This is a genomic window from Mesorhizobium sp. M5C.F.Cr.IN.023.01.1.1 (genome assembly GCF_003997585.1).
Lineage (GTDB): Bacteria > Pseudomonadota > Alphaproteobacteria > Rhizobiales > Rhizobiaceae > Mesorhizobium > Mesorhizobium wenxiniae.
Genome location: NZ_RZSU01000058.1, coordinates 25233 through 41640, shown reverse-complemented (window position 1 = coordinate 41640; position 16408 = coordinate 25233). Strand labels below are relative to the sequence as shown.

The following is a 16408-nucleotide window of genomic DNA, read 5'->3' as shown; positions in this document are numbered from 1 at the left end:
CCTGACCGCTTTCCTGTCACTGGTTGTTGAATTCGCCGTGGGTTACCCGGCCTGGCTGTTCGGCGCCATCGGCCATCCCGTCACCTGGTTCGGCAGGCTGATATCCTTTCTCGACCGCAGGCTCAACCGCGATACTGATTCCGACGCCCTGCGTCGCCGGCGCGGTGTTCATGCGCTGCTGATCATCGTGCTGGTGCCGGCCGCCATCGCCTTCGCGGTGGAAACCATGCTTTCGGGCATTCCCGCCGGACTGGTCCTCACGGCAATCCTGGCGACGTCGCTGCTGTCGCAGAAGAGCCTGGCCGAGCATGTCGAGGCGGTGGCCGACGGACTGGACAATGGTGGACTCGACATCGGCCGTGCTGCCGTCTCGAGGATCGTCGGCCGCGATCCGGAAAAGCTCGACAAAGCCGGCGTCTGCCGCGCGGCGATCGAAAGCCTGGCCGAGAATTTTTCCGACGGCGTCGTCGCGCCCGTCTTCTGGATCGGCGTCGGCGGGCTGGCCGGCGGCGTCGCCTACAAGGCCGCCAACACGGCCGATTCGATGATCGGCCACCGCACCCCGCGCCACGAGGCCTTCGGCAGGGCGGCAGCGCGGTTCGACGATCTGATCAACCTGCCGGCGTCGCGGCTGACCGCACTGCTCATCGTGGGTGCCTCTTTCTTCGTCAAGGGCGCCGATGCCGGCAACGCCTGGCGCACCGTGCGGCGCGACGCGAAAAAGCACCGCTCGCCTAATGCCGGCTGGCCGGAGGCGGCGATGGCCGGCGCGCTCGGCCTGGCGCTCGCCGGCCCGCGTTCCTATGACGGCGTCATGGTCGACGATGCGTTCATGGGCGAAGGCGGCCACCGCGATGCCGAGAGCGCCGACATCAGGCGGGCGCTGAAACTCTATCGGGTCGCCGACTTTTTGCTGATCGCGCTGTTCGGCTTGCTGTCGGTGATTGTCATCGCCGCCTGACGACGTTCAATGCAGATCAGAAACGCGACCGGCCAAGATCGGCTAAAATAAAAAACCCGCCTCGGCGGCGGGTCGCTGGCGCAAATCAGCACCATGTATAAATCCATAGCATAATTGCCGTCACAAAGCAACTTGAAGCCTCAAGCGCGCGGGTCAGAACTCTATGCCTTGCTGTGCCTTCACGCCGGCGGAAAAGTGATGCTTGGTCGCGCCCATCTCGGTGACGAGATCGGCGGCATCGACCAGCGCCGGCTTGGCATTGCGGCCGGTGACGGCGACATGCAGGTTTTGGCGGCGCTCTTTCAGCGCCGCCACCACTTTGTCGAGATCGAGATAATCGTAGCGCAGCGCGATGTTCAGCTCGTCGAGCACCAGAAGGCTGATCGATGGATCGGCCATCAGCTCGAGCGCCTTGGCCCAGGCCGCCTCGGCGGCGGCGATGTCGCGCTTCAGATCCTGTGTCTCCCAGGTGAAACCCTCGCCCATCGTGTGCCAGACGACCCGGTCGCCGAAGGCGGCAAAGGCGTCCTTCTCGCCGGTGTGCCATTTGCCCTTGATGAACTGGACGACGCCGACGCGCCTGCCGTAGCCGAGCATCCTCAGCGCCAGCCCGAAGGCGGCGGTGGTCTTGCCCTTGCCGGGCCCGGTGTTGACGATCAGCAGCCCCTTCTCGACCGTCTTTGCCGCGACCTCGGCGTCCTGCACCGCTTTGCGCTTGGCCATCTTGGCGCGATGGCGCTCCTCGTCAGTGGGATCGATAGTATCAGTCATGTCACTTCACCTTGAGCGGCAGCCCCACCACCATCAGCAGCACCGTATCGGACACTGCCGCGACTTGCTGGTTGAGCCGGCCGGCGGCATCGCGAAACCGGCGAGCCAACGCATTGTCCGGCACGATGCCCTGGCCGACCTCGTTGGAAACCACGAACCACGGCCCGCGCGGTCGTGACAGCACATCCACCAGCCCCCGGCATTCGGCCTCAACGTCATGTTCGGCCAGCATATGGTTGGTCAGCCACAAACTCAGGCAGTCGATCAGGACGGGCCGGCCGTCAGGCAGCGCCTCGATCGCGCCGACGAGATCGAGCGGCGCGTCGATGGTCGTCCAGCCCTCACCGCGCCGCGACCGATGCAGCGCAATACGTTCGCGCATCTCGTCGTCATAGGCTTGCGCCGTGGCGATATAGGCCCACGGCGCCGGGCAGGCCGTCGCCAATTTTTCGGCATGCGCGCTCTTGCCGGAGCGCGCACCGCCGATGACCAGGGTCAGCGCCCCGCCGGGGGCAATGCGATCAGGCAAAGCTGTCGCGCAGGCCGGTCGCCGTGCCGGTCAAGCGGCCACGCACCACGCCGACGATGGCGCCGAGCACCAGCCAGAACACCAGATTGGTCAGCGTCACCGCCACCACGAACTGGTGATGCAGGCCTTCTGGGATCGGCGATTCGAAACTGTCGGGCTGCGGCGCGCCGACGATATGCGGAGCCACGATCAACGCTACGGCAATCAGCGCCAGTGGCAACGACTTGCGGAAGGCAAGCAGGCCAAGACCGGCCGCGGTCGCCATCACGGTCGCCGTCCACCAGATCTGGCGCTGGGTGAGATCGGCCGCCGGCATCGCCGGCAATTCGGGCGGCAGGCCAAGGTTCGGAGCCAGCGTGAATACGGCAAAGCCGGCAAAGCCCCAGAACAGGCCCTGACGCCAATTGCCGATGCCGCCGGCGAACTCCGAAGCGGCGACCAGGATCAGCGCAAAACCGATGCCGGTGACCACATTGGCAACGACATTGAAGGCGAAGCGCTCGAAGCCATCGGCCGGCGTCCAGCCCTCCTCTTCCGGAGCGGCAGCTTCGGCCGGCGCTGGCGCCGCGCTGGTCATGGCATTCGTGTCCCCGGCGTTCGCGGCTGACGCCGCGGCATGGTCATGCGTGTGACCACCGCCGGCCTGTTCGTAGACCTCCGCTTTCAGAATGAGCGGCACGGTGGCATAGGCCTGCATGCAGGCGAGAACGACGCCAGCCACAAGCCCTGCGATCGCCGCGATGAACACGACGTTGCGAAACAGTGTCATGATGTCAGCCCCTCGTCAGTGGCAGGGAAACGCCATCGAATGGCGATAGTCGTGGGCGGCATTGTGGACCGCATCGATTTGCGAGAAGCCGACAAAGCCCATGACGAAAATGCCGAGAAATGCAGCAAGCGCCAGCTGCACGAAGCGCGACTGCGAGGAGACGGAAGCGCCGAGCGAGACGGAAGCGGTGTTCATGTCTTGTCCTTTCGCCCTCCACCCGAGGGCATAGAAGTCAGTTTTCCTGTCGCCGGCAGGTCTCCTGGCTCGCGGATCAACGCCCTTCCCCACCTTCCCGAAGAAACTCTTCAGTGGCATATGGAGCGGACTACCGCACACAGTTGCGGGGGCAGCCACGGCATTGGGCAGAAATTCACCCTCACCGCATTCCCTCTTGGTCCCTAACGGAACCGACGACGGCTGCGACTATAGGCAGGATCGTCGCGCCCGGCAAACCAAATTCCGCCAGCTACCAGCGCGAATGCGCCACGCGGTCTCAAGGCTTCGAGGCAGTGATCCGCTCGGCAACCAGCTGTTGCAGCCGCCACAGATGGCGGTCGTGAATGCCGCGCCCTTCCAGGTTTTTCACCGTGTTGTATAGGTAGTCGGCGCCTGATCCCCAGTGCCCGCAGGATGTGGAGAGCTTTTCGGCCACCTCGTCTTCCCCGAGCGGTCCGGCATAGGTCGTCCCCTTGCGGTTGATGACGAAGGCCAGCGCCTTGAACGGCCCGCTGTCGCTTGCCAGCGAGAGCAGGCGCGGACGATAGCTCGTCGGCTTCAGCGTCACCTCACGCCGAAAAAGCTTGTCGAGCTGCGCGCGGCGATCGCCATCGCTCAGCCGAAAGGCGACACCCTTGCACTGTCCGCCACGGTCCAGCGCCATCATCAGCCCCGGGCTCTGCTTGGTGCCGCGCCAGCGCGTCATGTTCATGCAAAAAGACCTGTGCCAGCCGCGCGCTACGGCGACACGTTCCTCGACGTGGTCGATTTCCGGCTTCCAAATCAGTGAGCCATAGCCGAACAACCACAGCGGTTCGGAGGCTGGGAGTTCAGCCTGGAATTCGTCGAGCATTGCGTCATAGTCGCGGTCATCCAGATGCGCCGCGTCCGGATTGGGACCGGCATCCTCGATCTCGCGCCAACAGCGCGCCACCAGTTCGGCTGTTAGCGACATCTGTCGTGCGGTCATGTCACAATCCCTTCGCTTCCGGCATGATTAGGCATCACGACCGAATCCGGCAATGCTTTCGCCCCAATTGACAAACGAATAGCCGGGATGTCGGCTGGAGCATCTCAGGAGCCAGCCTTCATCGTCGGCCATGTCGACTATGTCAGGACCGTGCGGCTGGTGCCGCTCGGCTCGGAGCAGACCGAACTGACCGCCGAATGGCTTTTTTCGCCCGAAGCGCTCGCCGATCCAACGGCTGATATCGACAACATCGTCGCCTTCGGCAGGCAGGTGCTGGAGGAAGACGCTAATATCTGCGAGATCAACCAGAAAGGCCTGCGCTCGATGCGCCACAAGGCCGGCGTGCTGATGCCCGAGGAATATGAATTTGCATCGCTTCCACAACTGGGTGCGCGAACGGCACGAAACGCCTCAGCCTAAGCCCTGAACATCGAAGTGGGTTGGCCCGCCTTCTTTTGTCGGGGGCAACCATGATAGTCGTCTTGCAGTGCTGAATCAGATTGCGAGACCATGAGCATTCCTACGCCGACCGTTCAGGACCGATCCAAGCGCATCATCGCCATCGACGTCGCCCGCGGCGTCGCTTTGCTTGCCATGGCGAGTTACCATTTCACCTGGGATCTCGAATTCTTCGGCTACACCGATCCCGGCCTGACCGCCTTCGGCTGGTGGAAATTCTACGCGCGCTGCATCGCTTCGACCTTCCTGTTCCTGGTCGGCGTCAGTCTGTTCCTCGCCCATGGCAAACAGATCCGCTGGAACGGTTTCTGGAAACGCTTCGCCATGGTCGCTGGTGCGGCGCTCGCCATATCGGCTGCCACGAGGCTTGCCACGCCGGACAGTTTCATCTTCTTCGGTATCCTGCACGAGATCGCGCTCGCCAGCCTGCTCGGCCTGGCGTTTCTGCGGCTGCCGGCGCTGCTGACGCTTGTTGTCGCGGCTTTCGTCATCACCGCGCCGCTCTACCTCAGGTCCGAGATCTTCGATCATCCGGCCCTGTGGTGGGTCGGCCTGTCGGCAACCAATCCTCGCTCCAACGATTATGTCCCGCTGTTTCCATGGTTCGGCGCCGCGCTTGTGGGCATCGCGGCGGCAAAACTCGCCTTCGCTTCCGGCATGCTGACGCGGCTGGCGGGCCTGACGCCCGGCCGCTGGACAAATCCGCTGGTCTTTATCGGCCGGCACAGCCTCGCCTTCTATCTGATCCACCAGCCGGTGCTGATCGGCTCGGTCTGGCTGCTTTCGCAAGTGGTGCCGGCACCGGTCGAGACCAGGCAGGTCACCTTCCTGAAAGAATGTCAGACATCGTGCGAGCAATCGCGCGACACGGAGTTCTGCTCCAGCTATTGTGCGTGCATGCTCGATACGCTCGAGGGCGAGGCCACGCTTGATCGGCTCTATCGCAACGACCAGGCTGCGGAATGGAGGGCACATCTCGGCGAGCTCGCCGGCGCCTGCACTGCCAAAGCCGACAGCACTTTGATGGAGGGAGGAGCACAATGACCGACCATCAACAGAAACCGGGGCAACCGAAACCGGGGTTTATACCGTGGCCGCCGCTGATCTATGTCGCGGCCATCGCCGTCAGCATCGCGCTTGGCTTGCTCTACCCGCTGCCATGGATCGGCGGCCTGCTCGGCGACATCCTGTTTGCGGCCGGCTGGGTGGCATTGTTCGGCGTCGTCGCACTCTGGTTCACGGCGATCCGCACCATGATCCGGGCAAAGACGACGCTCCACCCAAACGCCGTGCCGGACCATCTGGTGACATCAGGCCCCTTTGCTGTCAGCCGCAACCCGATATATCTGGCCAACACGCTGCTGCTGATCGGCGTGGCCCTTGTCTCGGGGATCGTATGGTTCCTGCCGCTGGCGTTCATCGCCGCCTTCGCAACGCAGAAAATGGCGATTGAGGGCGAGGAAAAAGTTCTGACGACGAAATTCGGCAAGAAATACCGGGACTACGCGAAAAAAGTGCGGCGCTGGATTTGAGCTTCAGGTGTTGACGCCGAGCTCCACCAATCGCTCGACGCAGGATTCCTCGGCCTGGTCGAGTTCGGCCAAGGTCTCTTCGAGGTCCCGGCGCTTCTGGCGCAGATCCTCGCGCTTTTCCTCAATGCGTTTGATCATCAGGTTGAGCTGACCGACCTCCCCGGGCGGCTCCTTATACATCTGGATGATTTCGCGGATTTCATTGATCGAAAAGCCGAGCCTCTTGCCGCGCATGATCTGGCGGATGAGGTGCCGGTCCGACGGGCGAAACAACCGCGTACGGCCGCGACGTACCGGCTGCACCAGCCCCTCGTCCTCGTAGAAGCGCAGCGTCCGCGTCGAAACATCGAATTCGCGGGTCAGTTCGGTGATCGAATAATATTCCCGCATCGTCACTCCAAATGCCCAGCCGCGCTGCGAGTTCCAATCATGCGGCCTCGCTATCGTCCAGACGGGCGTCAGAATCGGCCGACAGGCAGTTCCAAAATCTCGCATGGCATTTACGTAAAAGTCAATTGAAGGCATAACCGCACGTTCGCTCAGCGCACGCCGAACCACCATGCGGCGAGGCCGAGAAAGGCAAAGAAGCCGACGACGTCGGTGACCGTCGTGACGAAAACCGCCGAAGCCACGGCCGGGTCGATCTTGAACCGGTCGAGCAGCAGCGGGATCAGGATGCCGGCAAGTGCGGCGACGAACATGTTGATGATCATCGCCGCTGCGATGATGCCGCCCAAATTGGGATCGCGGAACCAGGCGGCCGCGACGATGCCGATCAGGATGGCGAAGATGATGCCGTTGATGAAGCCCACCCCCATCTCGCGGCGGATGATGCGGCCGGCATTGTAGATGTCGAGGTCCCTGGTTGCCAGCGCCCGCACCGTGACCGTCATGGTCTGCGAGCCGGCATTGCCGCCCATGCCCGCGACGATCGGCATCAGCACGGCCAGCGCCACGATGTGCTCGATCGTGCGGTCGAACAGGCCGATCACCGAGGCCGCCAGGAACGCCGTCAGCAGGTTGACGAGCAGCCACGGAACCCGCGAGCGCGAGGTCGAAAGAATGCTATCCGACAGTTCTTCGTCGCCGACACCGCCCATGCGCAGCAGATCCTCCTCGGCTTCCTGCTGGATGACGTCGACCACGTCGTCGATGGTCAGCACGCCGACCAGCCGCTCGTTCTCGTCGACGACGGCGGCGGAGAGAAGGTCGTATTGTTCGAATTCGCGCGCCGCCTCTTCCTGGTCCATCGTGGCCGGAATGGCGTGCCTGGTCTCATGCATGACCTCTTCGACCTTGATCGAGCGCTTGGTGCGCAGGATCTGGTCGAGATCGATAGCGCCGAGCAGCTTGAAGCTCGGATCGATGACGAAGATCTGACTGAAGCGGTCGGGAAGGTTGTTGTCCTCGCGCATGTAGTCGATGGTCTGGCCGATTGTCCAGAACGGCGGCACCGCGACAAACTCCGTCTGCATGCGGCGGCCGGCGGTCTCTTCGGGATAGTCGAGCGAGCGGCGCAGCCTGATCCGCTCGGTGAAGGGCAGTTGCGACAGGATCTCGTCCTGGTCTTTCTTTTCGAGATCCTCGAGAATGTAGACCGCGTCGTCGGAATCGAGGTCCTGCACCCCCTGGGCAATCTGCGCGTTGGGCAAATTGTCGACGATGTCGCGGCGTATCGCCTCGTCGACCTCGGTCAGCGCGGAAAAGTCGAAGTCGGCGCCCAACAAGTCGACCAGCGCGCGGCGCTGTTCGGGATGAAGCGCCTCCAGCAGGTCGCCGAGTTCCGATTGGTGCAGGTCGTCGACTTCACGCTTCAGCGTCAGCGTGTCGCGATCGGCAATCGCTGCACCGATCGCGGCAAGGAACGACGACAGAATGGCGCCGTCCTCGCCATAAATGTCGGCGTGGCTGTCCTCAGCGGCCCTGGCGCCGGTCGTCTGTTCGTCCTGGCCTTCCACCAGCGCCTCCCGCCATCAGAATTCCGGAAAAGGTGCCTGTCAGGTCTAGAGCATTGGATCCAGAAGTGGAAACCGGTTTTGGGAAAATCCGATGCTCAAACACAAAGATAGAGCGGTGGCACGATTCGACCTGAGGCTCCGCAGCTCTATTGCGCAATGCGCGGGAATATCAAACGAAATCCACCCTTCCTCACCGGGGAGCGAAGCCAGGTGCAACCGGATTGAGGGACGGACGTTGATGCCCCACTCGGCCATCCCTCAAGGAGGCGTAGGCTCAACTCCTGAGGCCAGAGACCAACGGGCGCAAAGGATGACAGACCGATCGAAATGGCGGCCTTTGGACACCATAAATCCTCGAACAACCGTCCAACGCTGTTCGAGGCCACTCGGTGACCGAAACATGCAACAGAGCCGGTTTGCCTTACCATCACGTCAATTGCGTTGACCTGAGCGCGTGCTCAATATTTGCGGATGGGGGCTGGAATCCTTATATAGCTGGACTGGCCCATGCTCCGACTGCGGGCGTGCAGAGATCAATCGTAGAGAAGGATACAGATGCCGGACGTCAACTCGGATGCGGCGATACCTAGAATTGCACTCATTTCCACCCACGGCTACGTTGCAGCAAACCCGCCATTGGGTGCGGCCGACACCGGCGGACAGGTGGTCTATGTCCTGGAACTGGCCAAAAAGCTGGCCCAATTGGGCTATGCTGTCGATATCTGGACGCGGCGATTTGAAGACCAGCCTCCTGTCGATGAAGTGGCAGACGGGGTTCGTGTCCTGCGTGTCGGCTGTGGCGGACCCAATTTTATCCCGAAGGAATATCTCCACCGCCACCTTCTCGAGTGGTGTGAAAACGCGCTGCGCCTGATTCGAAGGGAAAACCTCTCCTACGACTTCATCAACAGTCACTACTGGGATGCGGGCGTGGCGGGGCAACGACTGTCGGAAGCTCTCAATATCCCGCACATCCATACGCCGCATTCTCTCGGTATATGGAAGCAGCGCCAGATGAAGACGGACTACCCGGACAAGGCCGATACATTCGAGGCCGAGTTCAATTTCGCCGAGCGCATAAAGCACGAGACCATCATCTATCGAAGCTGTGCCATGGTGATTGCAACAACGCCGCCGCAGGTGGATATGCTGGTCGAGGACTACAGTCTCGAGCGCGACCGCGTGCACATGATCCCGCCCGGTTACGACGACAACCGGTTCTTCCCCGTCAGCGAGGCGTCTCGCCGGCTGATCCGCCATCGGCTCGGCTTCGAGGGGAGAACGATCCTGGCGCTCGGCCGGCTCGCCACCAACAAAGGCTACGACCTGCTGATCGATGCGTTTTCCGTGGTGGTGCCGCGTGTGCCGGATGCGGTCCTGAGACTTGCTGTCGGCGGCGAGAACATGGACGAGCAGGAACAGAAGATCCTGAACCAGCTCAAGGAACAGGTTGAACAGCTAGGCTTGCAGGGTCGTGTCGTCTTCTCCGGATATGTTGCCGACGAGGATCTGGCCGACACCTATCGGGCGGCGGACATGTTCGTCCTGTCGAGCCGCTACGAGCCGTTCGGCATGACCGCGATCGAGGCAATGGCCTGCGGAACGCCCACCGTGGTTACGATCCATGGCGGCCTCTATCGCGGGATCAGCTATGGCCGGCACGCGCTGTTCGGTGATCCGTTCGACAAGGAAGATCTCGGCATCACGATCGTCAAGCCTATGAAGCACCAGCGCCTCTACGGCCGACTGGGTCGCATGGGTGCGCACAAGGCGCGCAGCCTGTTCACCTGGACAGGTATCGCGCAGCAGCTTGTCAGCCTTGTCGAGGGACGTCCGGTGCTGAAGGCGGTCGACGACCATGATTGGGATGAGCCGTGGAACGACGGCGATTGAAACCGATCGCGCTTCTATCGAGTGACCTCGACGGGACTCTGGCAGGCGATGCGCCGGCGACATCACGCTTCCGTTCCAAATGGGAAGCGCTCGACCCCGAGCACCGGCCGGTTCTCGTCTACAACAGCGGTCGTCTGGCCGACGATATTTTGAACTTCGTCGACGAAGTCGGCCTGCCAGCGCCGGACTACGTGATCGGCGGTGTCGGCACAATGCTCGCCGGTCCGCGGCACACCTCTCGTCTCGCACACTTTGCTGATCTGGGGCACTTTACCCAGAGGTTTTCGGAAGGCTGGTCTCTTGAGAAAGTCGATGCGGTGCTCGGATCGCTCGAAGACACCGTTCGCCAACCCGACGGCTATCAACACGCCTTCAAATCGAGTTGGTACCTGCACGAAGCAAGTCCGGAAGCCCTTGCCAGCATCGAGCGCGCTCTGGCCGAGGCCGGCCTGTCAGTGACGATGATCTATTCCAGCGGACGCGATCTCGATATCCTGCCGCGTTCGGCAGACAAGGGCCAGGCGCTGGCCTGGCTCTGCAATGAACTCAGTATCGGCCTGGATGAGGTGGTGGTCGCCGGCGATACCAACAACGATCGCAGTATGTTCGACCTGCCGGGTGCGCGCGGGATTGTCGTCGCCAATGCCCTACCCGAACTGCTTGACATGGCTCGGGACAACCCGCTGGTTTACAGCGCGAAGGAACAGTTTGCCTTTGGCGTCGTCGAAGGCCTCGTTCATTGGTCGGTGTTTGACGACGCCCGATCCTAAACTGGAAATATTGATCCCCTTGTCACGGTTTGAGCGCCCATACCGTCGCGTGTAGAACGGCGCCCGTTTCGGCGATGAGACGTGCCGATTGTACCGGCTCAAAACCGCTGATCCGCTTCGTGCCAGCCCAACGACCGCGATCCGCGAAGACCTCGATCGATCCGTAGTCGAGGAATATCCGCAGCCGTCTTGGACGGGCTCCCTTGGCGATATAGTGAGGAGACTGAGCTGCGCCCCCGTCTTCATGACAAATGGCAAGTCCCTCGTCGTCGACGACAACCTCGAGGCGAACAGTTGGATGATGGAGCTTCAGGCGGAAATGGGCACCCGGCTTTTCCAACTCGAACAGGATTTCGACGGAGCCGTTGATAAAGCTTACCTGCTCTCCGGCTGCAAGGCGCGTTCGGTCCAGAATATGGCTCCGCAGGCTCTCGGCTGCTCCGATGGGCGGGGTATGCAACTCGCCTGCAGACAGATGGATGTTGCGAGGCAACGTCATGGCTGTGGGGAAATCGATCGCCGGTCCGGTATCGGCCCAGTTGGCAAGCCATCCAATACCGACAATGGCATCACCGTCGACGAAGGCCTGGAAGGCGTAGTTATCCGTCCCGAAGTCCAGTTCCTGTTCGAATTCCTTGGAAAAGGTCTGACCATCGAACCAGCCGACAATGGCCATTGTCAGATTCTTGCGCCGGGTGGACTGGTCCTCACTATTCATCAGGCCGAGAATTAGAACCCAGCGCGTCGCAGGATCGGTCGCAGGCCCGTCGAGCGGCAGCAGACAGGGACATTCGATCGCCGTCGTCCGATAGTGTTTCTCGACCAGAAGCTTGCCGATATATGTCCAGCCGGTGGCGGCCGTATGGTCGTGGGTTTCGTAGAGCAGGACAACGCCGCCCTCATCGCTCTGGCTGCCCAGCAGCATTTTCCAACGGCCATCCGGTCCCTTGAAGACGTATGGGTCGCGAAAATCGGTGGTCAATCCCTCGTCAAGTGGGCGGTAGGGCAGGATGACGTCGGCATTTCCCGCCGTGATGAGGTCGCTGGAAGTGGCAGTGAGTTGGATCTGCTGTTCCGGGATACGGTCCTGTACCTGCTCGGTGAAAAAGACGCGAATACCCGGGCCATCGGCAAGCGGGATGGCTGAGCCGGAATACGCACCGCCCCGTTTGTCGGGCCTTGCGGTAAGATCTTCCGACGGGAACAGGAAGATGGGCATGTGACGCCATCGCAAATAGTCGGAAGATACGGCGTGCCCCCAGTGCATCGTGTTCCACCGAAGCCCATGGGAATAATGCTGGTAGAAGAGATGTGGGCGACCTCCAAACCGGCCGAATCCGTTTGGATCATTCATCCAGCCGAACGGCGGGCGAAAATGATAGCTGTCAGGAATGTTCGGCGGGGCATTTCCCGGATTGGTGTGGATAACTGTAATGCCTGTCTCCAGCACGTCGGCCAATGCGAACCAGTAGGCGACCGATACCGAGGTCTGATCCGTGTCGTAGTCGAGTTCGACACTGCCACCGCCGAAGACGTGAAAAATTCTGAATTCATACTCTTCGGCGTTCGTAACGCTCACCTCGCCGAACTTGCCACGGACATTGGAAAAAGACAGCGAGCCCGGAACATCCGGCTTGGCCGCCTTAAGCCAGATATGGAACGTGGCGTTGACTGGCAGGTCGGCATGCAGGCTTCGAATGGTGTTCCCTCCCGCAATCCTTTCCTTGACCTGGCTGTCACTCATGAAGCTGGCTCCGTTCCGTGCGGCGTTCCCGGACAGATAGAGTATCAAACCCGGTTTTCGACCTGGAAATGCGTTGCAGAAGGTTAAAGCTGGATCTTCACTTTAGCAAAGCCATTCCCGGGATCGGCCAAGACCTTCTCTTTTCCAGGGGTTTTGACCTCGCCGTCGCTGTGGGGTGTCTGCAATTGCTGGCGCGGCCAATAAATTAACCAGCGCTGTTGCCCCTGGCTGACATTGTCAGGCGTCGCACACCTAACCTTCTATGGGTTGGCGTATCGCAAACTGTGTCTCAATTTGCGCTGGCTGGCGTCCGGTTAGCCACCAGATCACCGACACCACAATGATGGAGACGTAGCCGTCAACAGCATAGTGCCATCCGGTATATACCGAACCGTACATTATCAGGACTGCGAACATCCAACCGAGAATACCGAGCCAGATATTGAGGGATGAAAGCAGATAGGCATTCAGTGTGGCAAAGGCGACGTGCATGCTTGGCATGGCCGAGATGCCACCGCCAAGGTCTGGCCGGCCGCTCTGGTAAGCCGTCAGAAGATATGCAGCGGGCTCCCGCACCATATGGCTATAGTCGAGACCGTCCATGGCGGCGTTGAGTCCGTTGAAGCGATCCTCGCCAACAAACTGGTGGTAGTAGATCGGCCCGACCGACGCCAGCGCCGAGGCCAAGAGAGTGCCGAGGATGCATAACGTCAGCGCTGCTGCCCAGAGGTAGCGGATGCGGCCAATCTTGTCCGACCAGAGAGACACGAAAAGCATGGTGCCGAACCATTGGAAAAACCAAATCACCTCATAGCTGTTGAAGACGACGATCGACCACATGTTGCTGTCGAGCCTGTGCGTGAGTTCCCACGGCGCAATCCCGTGCAACCATTCATCCAGATCGGCTAGCCAGTTGTCCGCATAGAATGGAACGACGGACGGGATGGCCATCTTGTAGGTAGAGAACGCGGTCAAGCTGGCGAAGAAGAACAGCAGCACCAGCAAACAGCCACGCCAGCGCGCTCGAACCAAATCTACGGCGTAGCGAGTTGGCTCCCCTCGGCCGCAAATAAGCGCGGCGGAACAGACACCACTGATAAACAAGATAGGGATACCGACGGTAAACTTCTGAGCATAAACCAGGACCAGATTGAAGAAAGACTGTGGGTTTAGTGCGGACGCGCATACCACGTAGATTGCCATAAAGAAGGCAAGGCGAAACGACCACTTTGTCGATGGACTGTAGTCCCCTACCCCTATAGTTAATGACATACTAATTTACCAAGAATCAAATGCGCCATCGGTGGCATTATCAATGTGATAGCGAAGCAAGCTTACCATGCGGTTACTTCGCGCCCGTCCGGACCAACTGCCGGGTTGGATCGGACCCTCGGTCCTGCGCTATGACTGAAAGCTGAATTTAGGAGGATCTCATGGCCATCGGTCCTGACACCAAAGGTGTCTACACCATTGCCCCGACGCCGTTCGAGGCGGATGGCAAGATCGACTGGGAATCACTTGATTCGATGGTCGATTTCTACGAGCGCTGCGGCGTCGATGGGATGACAATCCTCGGCATCATGGGCGAGGCCCCGAAGCTCGACGCCGGCGAATCGCTCGAGATCGTCAAGCGTATCGTGGCGCGCACCAGGCTGCCGGTCATCGTCGGCGTCTCTGCCCCTGGCTTCGCCGCCATGCGCAGCCTTGCGCGCGCCTCGATGGAGGTTGGCGCGCAGAGCGTGATGATTGCGCCGCCGCCGACGCTGCGCACCGACGACCAGATCGTCACCTATTTCCGCAACGCATCCGAAGCGATCGGCGAAGATGTTCCTTTCGTCCTGCAGGACTATCCGCTGACCCTCTCGGTCGTCATGACGCCGGCCGTCATCCGCCGCATCGTCACCGACAACCCGGCCTGCTTCATGCTCAAGCACGAGGACTGGCCGGGCCTGGAGAAGATCAGCGCGCTGCGCGGCTTTCAGAAGGACGGCTCGCTGCGGCCACTGTCCATTCTCACCGGTAATGGCGGCCTCTTCCTCGACTTCGAGATGGAGCGCGGCGCCGACGGTGCGATGACCGGCTATGCCTTCCCCGATATGCTGGTCGACGTGGTGAAACTGTCTGCCGCCAGCGAGCGCGACAAGGCGCACGATCTTTTCGACGCCCACCTGCCCTATCTGCGCTATGAGCAGCAACCCGGTGTCGGACTTGCGGTACGCAAATATGTGATGATGAAGCGCGGTGCCATCGCTTCCGACGCCCAGCGCAAGCCGGGCAGTGCGTTGTCGGCAGCGGCCAGACAAGAGGTCGACTATCTGCTTTTGCGGCTGGAAAGTCGCGTCCGCAAACAAGCCCCGAGATAATGCAACCAGCGGGCTATTTGCCGCGCATCACATCAATGGATAGCCGCGTGAGCGCCTGCGTGAAAAGCGCATCTTTTGCCAAGGGTTCCCAATGTCCGCTTCGCGGCACGGTTCGGGTCTTTGAAGCAGCTGGCATTTGATGACGGGTCAACCATGCGGTTAGCGCGCGGCATTCCGCGCCCAACCAGCCGCAGGTTCGCACAGTGTTTCAGCTTGCACAAACAGTCCTGGAAGAGCTGTAGTGAAACAGAAAATTGCGTAATAAATAACAGCTTATTGGACAAAGCTGGTGCGGTCGAGAAGACTCGAACTTCCACGGGTTGCCCCACAGCGACCTCAACGCTGCGCGTCTACCAATTCCGCCACGACCGCACGTGGTAGGAGCCGAAACGAACCGGCTCGCGGCGTGTAGCAAATCGTTTCCGGCGAAACAAGGGCGCGTCGCGCAATAATTGCCCGGGATTCGGCATAACCCTCCAAAGGGTTGGAACGCGCTCGGAACTGGACGTTTCAGCCGATTGCCGCCATATGAAGAGCGACACGAGACACGCCATGACAGAACGCAGCCAGATCGCCACGTCGTTCCTGCCCCTGCCCGGTTCGGCACCGGTCGAATGGCGGATCGAACCCGGCCTCACCGCCTATCCGGATGCGCTTGCCGTGATGGAGGCGCGTGCCGAAGCGATCCGAAGCGGCGCCGCCGGCGAGATGGTCTGGCTGGTCGAGCACCCGCCACTCTACACCGCTGGCACCAGCGCCCACATCGATGACCTGATCGAGCCGGACCGTTTTCCGGTATTCGCGGCCGGGCGCGGCGGCGAATACACGTATCACGGGCCAGGCCAGCGCGTCGCTTATGTGATGCTCGACCTGAAGCGGCGGCGCGAGGATGTCCGCGCCTTCGTCGCGGCGCTCGAACAATGGATCATCGGCACGCTCGCCACCTTCAACGTGCGCGGCGAACGGCGCGAGGACCGCGTCGGCGTCTGGGTGGTGCGGCCGGATCGCCCGGTCCGACCCGACGGCTCGCCGGCCGAGGACAAGATCGCCGCCATCGGCATCAGGCTGAGGCGCTGGGTGAGCTTTCACGGCATCGCCATCAATGTCGAGCCGGATCTCAGCCATTTTAGCGGCATCGTGCCGTGCGGTGTGCAGGATCACGGCGTCACCAGCCTCGTCGACCTCGGCCTTCCTTTGGGGATGGCCGACCTCGATTTCGCGCTGAAATCCGCCTTCGAGGACATCTTCGGACCAGCGGCACCTTTGCTTGTCGAAGCGGCCCGCAAGGCTGGCTGACCAAGCAGCACCGAACCACCGAGCTCCGACGCCGCCCCCACCCCGTGAAGAACGTCAGCATTTGAGCCATGTCTTTCAGCGCTGCCTCACATCGCTCCGATCCAGATCGCCATGGAAATGAGAAACGTGCTCATGCACACCAGTGACACGACATCCTGAACAAGACCGGTCATAACG

The 16408-nt window shown here is 61.2% G+C and carries 17 protein-coding genes, 1 tRNA gene and 1 riboswitch; of the genes, 8 read left to right on the top strand and 10 right to left on the bottom strand.

Translation table 11 applies throughout. The features are described 5' to 3' along the window. The first annotated feature begins 1 nt into the window (after position 1). Positions 2–961 (top strand): adenosylcobinamide-phosphate synthase CbiB, encoded by a 960-nt coding sequence (cbiB, locus tag EOA78_RS21890; protein WP_127316935.1) that lies wholly within the window; start codon positions 2–4, stop codon positions 959–961. Positions 962–1114: 153 nt separating this feature from the next. Here cbiB and cobO read toward each other — a convergent pair whose 3' ends face one another. The 5 genes from cobO to EOA78_RS21865 form a co-directional block, all read right to left on the bottom strand. Next, positions 1115–1732: a cob(I)yrinic acid a,c-diamide adenosyltransferase gene (cobO, locus tag EOA78_RS21885; protein ID WP_127316934.1), complete on the bottom strand. Its 618-nt coding sequence runs from the start codon at positions 1730–1732 to the stop codon at positions 1115–1117. Between the two features lies 1 nt (position 1733). Next, entirely contained in the window at positions 1734–2261 is a 528-nt protein-coding gene (gene cobU, locus EOA78_RS21880; RefSeq protein ID WP_127316933.1) for a bifunctional adenosylcobinamide kinase/adenosylcobinamide-phosphate guanylyltransferase, read from the bottom strand. After that, positions 2254–3030, bottom strand: a complete 777-nt coding sequence (locus EOA78_RS21875) for a CbtA family protein (RefSeq protein WP_127316932.1) — start codon at positions 3028–3030, stop codon at positions 2254–2256. Before EOA78_RS21875 ends, cobU begins: the two co-directional genes overlap by 8 nt. A gap of 15 nt (positions 3031–3045) precedes the next feature. Beyond that, a complete protein-coding gene (locus tag EOA78_RS21870; protein WP_127316931.1) occupies positions 3046–3225 on the bottom strand; it encodes a CbtB domain-containing protein in 180 nt (59 codons plus the stop codon). 36 nt (positions 3226–3261) lie between these two features. After that, positions 3262–3457: riboswitch (cobalamin riboswitch) on the bottom strand. Positions 3458–3523: 66 nt separating this feature from the next. Beyond that, on the bottom strand, positions 3524–4216 hold the full coding sequence (locus EOA78_RS21865; RefSeq protein ID WP_127316930.1) for a gamma-glutamylcyclotransferase: 693 nt from the start codon (positions 4214–4216) through the stop codon (positions 3524–3526). 87 nt (positions 4217–4303) lie between these two features. Between EOA78_RS21865 and EOA78_RS21860 the strand changes: the two genes are divergently transcribed. The 3 genes from EOA78_RS21860 (at position 4304) to EOA78_RS21850 (ending at position 6207) form a co-directional block, all read left to right on the top strand. Continuing rightward, positions 4304–4636 (top strand): SRPBCC family protein, encoded by a 333-nt coding sequence (locus EOA78_RS21860; RefSeq protein WP_245477633.1) that lies wholly within the window; start codon positions 4304–4306, stop codon positions 4634–4636. Positions 4637–4726: 90 nt separating this feature from the next. Beyond that, positions 4727–5719: a DUF1624 domain-containing protein gene (locus EOA78_RS21855; protein WP_127316929.1), complete on the top strand. Its 993-nt coding sequence runs from the start codon at positions 4727–4729 to the stop codon at positions 5717–5719. After that, positions 5716–6207, top strand: coding sequence for an isoprenylcysteine carboxylmethyltransferase family protein (locus EOA78_RS21850; RefSeq protein WP_127316928.1), 492 nt, complete (start codon positions 5716–5718; stop codon positions 6205–6207). Before EOA78_RS21855 ends, EOA78_RS21850 begins: the two co-directional genes overlap by 4 nt. 3 nt (positions 6208–6210) lie before the next feature. Here EOA78_RS21850 and EOA78_RS21845 read toward each other — a convergent pair whose 3' ends face one another. Together EOA78_RS21845 and mgtE are read right to left on the bottom strand one after the other, a co-directional pair. Next, on the bottom strand, positions 6211–6597 hold the full coding sequence (locus tag EOA78_RS21845; protein ID WP_023685221.1) for a MerR family DNA-binding transcriptional regulator: 387 nt from the start codon (positions 6595–6597) through the stop codon (positions 6211–6213). A gap of 149 nt (positions 6598–6746) precedes the next feature. Continuing rightward, a complete protein-coding gene (gene mgtE / locus EOA78_RS21840) occupies positions 6747–8165 on the bottom strand; it encodes a magnesium transporter (protein ID WP_127316927.1) in 1419 nt (472 codons plus the stop codon). A gap of 555 nt (positions 8166–8720) precedes the next feature. Between mgtE and EOA78_RS21835 the strand changes: the two genes are divergently transcribed. Together EOA78_RS21835 and EOA78_RS21830 are read left to right on the top strand one after the other, a co-directional pair. Beyond that, a complete protein-coding gene (locus EOA78_RS21835; protein WP_127316926.1) occupies positions 8721–10058 on the top strand; it encodes a glycosyltransferase in 1338 nt (445 codons plus the stop codon). Then, a complete protein-coding gene (locus EOA78_RS21830; protein WP_127316925.1) occupies positions 10055–10828 on the top strand; it encodes an HAD-IIB family hydrolase in 774 nt (257 codons plus the stop codon). Before EOA78_RS21835 ends, EOA78_RS21830 begins: the two co-directional genes overlap by 4 nt. 22 nt (positions 10829–10850) lie before the next feature. Here EOA78_RS21830 and EOA78_RS21825 read toward each other — a convergent pair whose 3' ends face one another. After that, positions 10851–12572, bottom strand: a complete 1722-nt coding sequence (locus tag EOA78_RS21825; protein ID WP_127316924.1) for a GH32 C-terminal domain-containing protein — start codon at positions 12570–12572, stop codon at positions 10851–10853. Positions 12573–12824: 252 nt separating this feature from the next. Continuing rightward, positions 12825–13571 carry a phosphatase PAP2 family protein gene (locus EOA78_RS21820; protein WP_245477635.1) on the bottom strand — a complete coding sequence of 249 codons (747 nt, stop codon included), beginning with the start codon at positions 13569–13571 and terminating at the stop codon, positions 12825–12827. A 434-nt stretch (positions 13572–14005) separates the two neighbouring features. Between EOA78_RS21820 and EOA78_RS21815 the strand changes: the two genes are divergently transcribed. Further along, on the top strand, positions 14006–14935 hold the full coding sequence (locus EOA78_RS21815; RefSeq protein ID WP_127316922.1) for a dihydrodipicolinate synthase family protein: 930 nt from the start codon (positions 14006–14008) through the stop codon (positions 14933–14935). A 287-nt stretch (positions 14936–15222) separates the two neighbouring features. On the opposite strand, the gene EOA78_RS21810 is transcribed toward EOA78_RS21815, so the two are convergent. Then, positions 15223–15307 (bottom strand) — tRNA-Leu (locus EOA78_RS21810). 180 nt (positions 15308–15487) lie between these two features. Between EOA78_RS21810 and lipB the strand changes: the two genes are divergently transcribed. Further along, entirely contained in the window at positions 15488–16231 is a 744-nt protein-coding gene (lipB, locus tag EOA78_RS21805) for a lipoyl(octanoyl) transferase LipB (RefSeq protein WP_127316921.1), read from the top strand. Positions 16232–16408 lie beyond the last annotated feature (177 nt).